Below are 6,277 nucleotides of genomic sequence, written 5' to 3' on the forward strand. Positions count from 1 at the left end.
TTTATGGAAAATATTAAGTTTTAAAAAATGTTCGGTTATTTCTTGCAATCTGCCAATCAAAAAAATATCGTTCGAAAATATTAAAACCTATATTAAAGTTGTGAAGGTGAAAAAATGTTAGCGATATTAATTGGTTTGATAATTGGAATTGGTTTGCCAATCCAAACTAGTATTAATTCTCGATTAAAATTTTCAGTGGGGTCTCCCTTGGTAGCTTCGTTGATTTCATTTTCGTTAGGGACGCTGTTTTTAGCACTTATTACGATATTTTTTGATAAGTCATTGTTTTTTTCCTTAAATTTATTTAGAAAAGAACCTGTTTGGCTTTGGTTAGGTGGCTTATTAGGAGTAATCTATTTAACTTCCAATATTCTTTTATTTCCTAAACTTGGTAGTGTGCAAACTGTGATCATGCCAATTTTAGGACAGATAATTATGGGATTGGTAATTGATAACTTTGGATTGTTTGATTCACTAGTTCATCCATTGAATTGGAGTAGAATTATCGGAGCTATTTTGGTGATCATTGGTGTAGTAGGAGCCGTGTCTATCAACCAAATAATCTTATATCGCCATAAGAAATTTTTACCTGATAGGACAAATAATTTTTGGTATTATCGGTTAATTGGAATTGTGGTAGGGATGTTTAGTGCCACTCAAACGGCTATCAATGGGCATCTAGGAATAGTTTTAAATTCTTCAGTTAAAGCAGCTTTTATCTCATTTTTTGTAGGTACAATTTCTTTGATTGTAATTGTCGCAATAATTCATCCACGTTTAAGCTTTCAAAAAAGCAAAGAAAATCCTTGGTGGCTTTGGTTAGGTGGACTTATTGGAGCCTTATTTGTTTTGGGAAATGTTTATTTAGTTCCCAAAATTGGGACAGGACTGGCAGTAGTGATTGTACTGGTTGGATTGATTATTGGTAGTTTATTGATAGATCAATTTGGTTGGTTCAGGTCAGCAAAGAATCCAATTACTTTTGCGCAAATAGTAAGTTTATTAATTATGATCTTTGGTGTTGTTATCATCCGTCTTTTATAAATAACGGTTAAATCAAGCTATCGAAATTGCTAATAAACAAGTAAAATATAAGATAAGTAAAATTGATTCTATCTTTTATTTTTATAGAGGTAATTATGAAAATTAGTAATTTAGAGGATTTAAAAAAAGCCATTGATAATAGAGAAAGTGGCTTTGAAGTTGAACGAACTGCTTTTGAATTTTGTGATGAAATTCATCGTGAGCAAGTAATGGGGAGTGGCGCCGAGTGGTCAATTGCTACAACAGCTGGCTGGATGGGTCTAGTAACTAGTTTTAATCATTGGGTTCATCGTAAATTTATGAGTGAAGCAAAAAAACAACGTGAGGATATAAAACACGTCATTATCAAAGAATATATTATAAAAAAGACTGATCAAGCCAATAAATATGAATTGGTTTTGAGAAAATAAAAAATGGTAGTTCATTCATTTAATTGAATGGCTACCATTTTTTTAACCGAAATTACCGGAAACATAATCTTCAGTGGCTTGCATTTTAGGTTTAGTAAAGACGTTTGCTGTCGTATTGTATTCGATGATGTGGCCTAGATGTAAAAAAGCGGTGTAATCACTAATACGAGAAGCTTGTTGCAAATTATGTGTAACGATAATAATCGTATAATTTTTCTTCAAGGTTTCGAGTGTTTCTTCAATTTTTGAAGTGGAAATTGGATCCAAAGCACTGGCGGGTTCATCCAACAGCAAAATATCAGGGTGCATGGCTATCGAGCGAGCAATACAGAGACGTTGTTGTTGACCGCCTGATAAAGCTAAAGCACTTTTATCGAGATCATCTTTTACTTCATCCCACAGTGCGGCATCCTTTAGACTTTGTTCCAATCGTTGTTCCAAAATTTCTTTTTTAGTAATACCGGCATTTTTTAGAGCAAAAGTAATATTTTCTCGAATGGACTTAGCAAATGGATTAGGTCTTTGAAACACCATTCCAATGTGCTTTCTAACTTCATAAACGTTAATTTTTGGAGAATTGATATCAAGATTACGATACATTATTTCACCATCGACACGAGCACGTTTGTCGTTCATACGATTCAAGCAGCGTAAGAAAGTTGATTTACCACAACCAGAAGCACCGATCAAAGCGGTGATTTCAAAACGTGGAAATTCAAGATTGGCATCAAAAATAGCGTGATTGTTACCATAGTATACTTGTAAATCTTTAGTTGTAAGTGCCTTTTCTTCTGCGATTTTAGTTATAAAAGATTCATTTAAATTATATTCTTTCAAAATAAGACCTCATTTCGTAGCAGTAATTTTTTTGTAGAGTTGGTTTCCTAAGAAACGAGCACCTAGGTTGAAAATTAAAATGACGATGATTAATACAGCAGAAGAAGCACTAGAAATTAAATGAGCATCTGGAGTAACACTCTCAGTATTAACTTTCCAAATGTGAACTGCTAAAGTTTCAGCTGGACGCATAGGATTTAAAAAACTTGTGCTAGAGAAAATATTCCAGTTCGTGTAATCAACAGTTGGAGCACTTTGACCAGCAGTATAAATTAAAGCAGCGGCTTCACCAAAAATTCTACCAGCACTAAGAATTAAGCCGGTTAAAATACCAGGCAAGGCAGCAGGTAAAACAATTTTTGTAGTGGTTTTCCAATTGGATAGTCCTAAAGACATTCCAGCTTCTCTTTGTAAATCAGGTACGCTACGTAAAGATTCTTCAATGTTTCTAGTCAATAGAGGAAGATTAAAGAAAGTTAAAGCAATAGCTCCAGAAAGAATTGAGAAACCAAGATTTAATTTGATAACGAATAGTAAGTAACCAAATAGTCCGACAACAACTGAAGGTAAAGAGCTCAATACTTCAACACTGGTTCTGATTAAATCGGTAAACCAGTTGTCTTTGGCGTACTCAGATAAGTAAATTCCTGCTCCCAAACCAATTGGTAAAGAAACAATGATTGTAAGGACTAGTAAGTAGAGTGAATTAAAGAGTTGATCTCTAATTCCACCTCCAGCACTGAATGATTGAGCAGCGGAAGTTAAGAAATGCCATGAAATATCAGGCACACCGTTAAAAAGAATGTAACCTAAAATGGCAACTAAGATTAGAATAACTGCTACAACCAAAGTGTAGATAACGCCAGTAGCTAAGTGATCGTATTTTTTAGCATTCATTAGAAACGACCTCTCTTTCCAATAAATTTAACTAGCATGTTTAAGATCAATGACATCAGTAATAGGATTAAAGCTAATGACCAAAGCGCATTGTTGGGCAAAGTTCCCATAACAGTATTGCCGATATCAGTAGTTAATTTACTAGTCAAAGTTGATGCAGGTGAAACTAAGTTCTTGGGCATCAAAGCTGCGTTTCCGATAACCATTTGAACCGCCAAAGCTTCACCAAAAGCTCGAGCCATTCCAAAAATTATAGCTGTCAAAATACCAGGAATTGCAGCTCTTAAGACTACTTTGTAGATAGTTTGCCATCTAGTAGCTCCAAGGGCTAGTGATGCTTGACGATAAAAAAGAGGAACAGCGTTTAAACTGTCAACTGATAGAGAAGTTATCGTCGGTAAAATCATGACGAAGAGGACTAAAGTACCTGATAGAATACCGAATCCAGTTCCACCAAACATACCTCTAATAAAGGGAACGATAACTGATAATCCAATAAAACCATAAACGACAGAAGGAATACCAACTAGTAATTCGATAACTGGTTGAAGAATTTTACTGCCTTTTTTGCTGGAAAATTCAGCCATAAAGATTGCGACCCCTAAAGCAAAAGGAGTTGCTAAAATTGCTGCTAATAAAGTGACGCTAAAAGAAGTAACGATCATTGGTAAAGCACCAATATCGGGATGTCCTTTAGCATCAGTGGCACCAGGATTCCAATTTGTTTTAGTTAAGAAATCAAAAACATTTACATGGTTTTGTGTAAAGGTAGCTAAACCTTTAGAAGCGATGAAATAGAGAATACAAGTAACTAATAAAATGATTAAACCAATGCAAACGTAACAAATTCCTTTACCAAAATAATCTTGGAAGGTGGCCTTAGATCTTGTTTGTAATTTTTTTTGAATATCATCCATAGGGAGAACCTCCTATATAAAAATATAAAAAAAGAACCTCGACCAAGATTGGGCAAGGTTGAAGTTCTCTTTTTTCAGTTATTTAACATCGCTAACTGTTCCTTTAGAATCTTTTTGAACCTTCATATTGTGAATACTGATGTAACCCATGTCTTTAACAAGTGAGTTTTGAACATCTTTAGAATTCATGTAGTCGAGGAACTTAGCAGTAGCACCTTCAGCTTTGCCGTTAGTGTACATATGTTCATATGACCAGATCTTCCACTTGTTTGATTCAACATTTTCATCAGTAGGTTGTACATTATCGATTGAAATTGCTTGTACTTTATTAGTGATATATGAGAATGCTAGGTAACTAATGGCACCTGGTGTACTTTCAACGATTTTTTGAACAGTACCGTTTGAATCTTGTTCTTGTGATTTAACAGCTTCTGCTCCTTTTAGAACAGCAGCTTCAAATGTTGCACGAGTACCACTACCTTTAGCACGGTTAACGACAGTGATTTTTTCGTCCTTGCCACCAACTTCTTTCCAGTTAGTGATCTTGCCGGTAAAGATTTGTTTTACTTGATCCATTGTTAATGATTTAACATTTGCATCTTTATTAACTACTGGAGCCATACCAACGACGGCAACCTTGTGGTCAACTAGTTTCTTAGCATCAACGCCATCTTTTTCTTCGGCGAAGATATCTGAGTTACCGATTGTAACCGATTTGTCTTGAACTTGACTTAAACCAGTACCAGAACCACCACCTTGAACAGTGATGTCAACTTTGCTATTGGCCTTTTGGAAGTTAGCAGCAGCTTTTTCAACTAATGGTTGTAAAGCTGTTGATCCAACGGCTGTAATCTTGCCCGAAGTTGTACTGCTGTCGCTCTTTGAAGTAGCACTGGTCTTGTTATTCCCATTACCGCAACCAGTTAGAACGAGCATTAAAGCGGCGAAGCTTAATACCAATGAAATAATAGTTTTCTTTTTCATTTCTAAAACCCCTATTCAAATTCGTATTGATAAAATCATTTACCTAACACTTATAAAGATAAAGGTGACGTGTATATATAATGTTTATTTAATGTAAAAGTTTTGTAAAGTTGTGAAAAAAATATACATTTGCTTTGTAGACTAAAAAGTGAACTGGAACATCAAATACTGTAATATAACAACATTTGTAAATGTATATATTGAAATACAATACCCAATTTAGCTATTGTAAATGACCACCATTATTTACATTGCTATAATCAAGTTGTGATGTAGCTACAGTTAGTGTTTGTTTCAGAAAACCTCATGTAAAGATTCCTTAGTATTGTAAAGATGCAAATCTTTGGTATTAAGGATTTGGAAGGAAGTCGAGTACATGCAACCGCTAGTATTGTTGAGTAATAAACTACCACTATTTATAGAGATCAATCGAAGCTTTAATAAGCAAGGCTGGTTTCTTCAAAATATTACTGACCCAAGAGATGTAGAAAAATTAGCTGGAAAAGAAGAAATTGCAGGTTTACTTTGGGATTTTACGATAATGGATTTGAATAAGTCTATTAAGATTTTGAAATCTTTGCGTAATAAAATTTCTGGTCCCATCATTGTTTTGGCTCCTGCAAAAGAGAAGAAAAGACGTTCTTTGTTCTATAACATTAATATTGATAGTTTCATCACTAAACCATTCGAATATCCTGAATTGGTTGCTAAGGTTAAGCAATTATTTTGGGTTTATAATAAGCTCTCTATCAAAAAGGGAAAACATCCAATTAAAAATAACTCCAATAAAAATACTGTTAAATACAATGATATTGTGATTGATTTTAAACATTATCGCGTAACACACAACGGTTATGACATTGGTTTGACACCTAAAGAATTCAGCCTGTTTTGGTATTTGATCCAACATCGAGGCAAGGTAATGAGTCGAGACCAACTTTTAGAAGGAGTTTGGGGGTATGACTCAATCGGGTCTAGTCGAACAATTGATATTCATATCAGTCATTTACGAGATAAACTGGCAGAACAATCGCAGTCGCAAAATTGTATTAAAACGGTTCGAGGTTTCGGATATGTTTTGGATAATAAATATCCTTTGGTATCAGAAAATTAAAAAACGCCCGCTAATTTAGTGAAGTGCTCTAAAATTGTTAGACATAATCTAACAACTTTGGGAGCACTTTTTTT

7 protein-coding genes are annotated in these 6,277 nt (G+C 34.4%); 3 read left to right on the plus strand and 4 right to left on the minus strand.

Annotated features, from left to right (window positions below; translation table 11 throughout):
• Positions 1–114 precede the first annotated feature (114 nt).
• Positions 115–1,044, plus strand: a complete 930-nt coding sequence (locus FC88_RS07895) for a DMT family transporter (RefSeq protein ID WP_057814485.1) — start codon at positions 115–117, stop codon at positions 1,042–1,044.
• Between the two features lie 95 nt (positions 1,045–1,139).
• Positions 1,140–1,454 (plus strand): hypothetical protein, encoded by a 315-nt coding sequence (locus FC88_RS07900; protein ID WP_057814487.1) that lies wholly within the window; start codon positions 1,140–1,142, stop codon positions 1,452–1,454.
• A gap of 42 nt (positions 1,455–1,496) precedes the next feature.
• Here FC88_RS07900 and pstB read toward each other — a convergent pair whose 3' ends face one another.
• The 4 genes from pstB to FC88_RS07920 form a co-directional block, all read right to left on the minus strand.
• Complete coding sequence (gene pstB, locus FC88_RS07905; RefSeq protein WP_057814489.1) at positions 1,497–2,291, minus strand: phosphate ABC transporter ATP-binding protein PstB; 795 nt, start codon at positions 2,289–2,291, stop codon at positions 1,497–1,499.
• 9 nt (positions 2,292–2,300) lie between these two features.
• Positions 2,301–3,188 carry a phosphate ABC transporter permease PstA gene (gene pstA / locus FC88_RS07910; RefSeq protein ID WP_057814491.1) on the minus strand — a complete coding sequence of 296 codons (888 nt, stop codon included), beginning with the start codon at positions 3,186–3,188 and terminating at the stop codon, positions 2,301–2,303.
• Positions 3,188–4,105 carry a phosphate ABC transporter permease subunit PstC gene (gene pstC, locus FC88_RS07915; RefSeq protein WP_057814493.1) on the minus strand — a complete coding sequence of 306 codons (918 nt, stop codon included), beginning with the start codon at positions 4,103–4,105 and terminating at the stop codon, positions 3,188–3,190. The genes pstA and pstC overlap by 1 nt, the downstream gene beginning before the upstream one ends.
• Before the next feature lie 78 nt (positions 4,106–4,183).
• Positions 4,184–5,089 (minus strand): phosphate ABC transporter substrate-binding protein PstS family protein, encoded by a 906-nt coding sequence (locus FC88_RS07920; protein WP_057814495.1) that lies wholly within the window; start codon positions 5,087–5,089, stop codon positions 4,184–4,186.
• A gap of 376 nt (positions 5,090–5,465) precedes the next feature.
• Here FC88_RS07920 and FC88_RS07925 point away from each other — a divergent pair, with 376 nt between their 5' ends.
• Positions 5,466–6,203 carry a response regulator transcription factor gene (locus FC88_RS07925; RefSeq protein WP_057814498.1) on the plus strand — a complete coding sequence of 246 codons (738 nt, stop codon included), beginning with the start codon at positions 5,466–5,468 and terminating at the stop codon, positions 6,201–6,203.
• The last annotated feature ends 74 nt before the right edge of the window (positions 6,204–6,277 follow it).

This window comes from Companilactobacillus futsaii JCM 17355, assembly GCF_001435505.1.
In the GTDB taxonomy this organism is placed as follows: Bacteria; Bacillota; Bacilli; order Lactobacillales; family Lactobacillaceae; genus Companilactobacillus; species Companilactobacillus futsaii.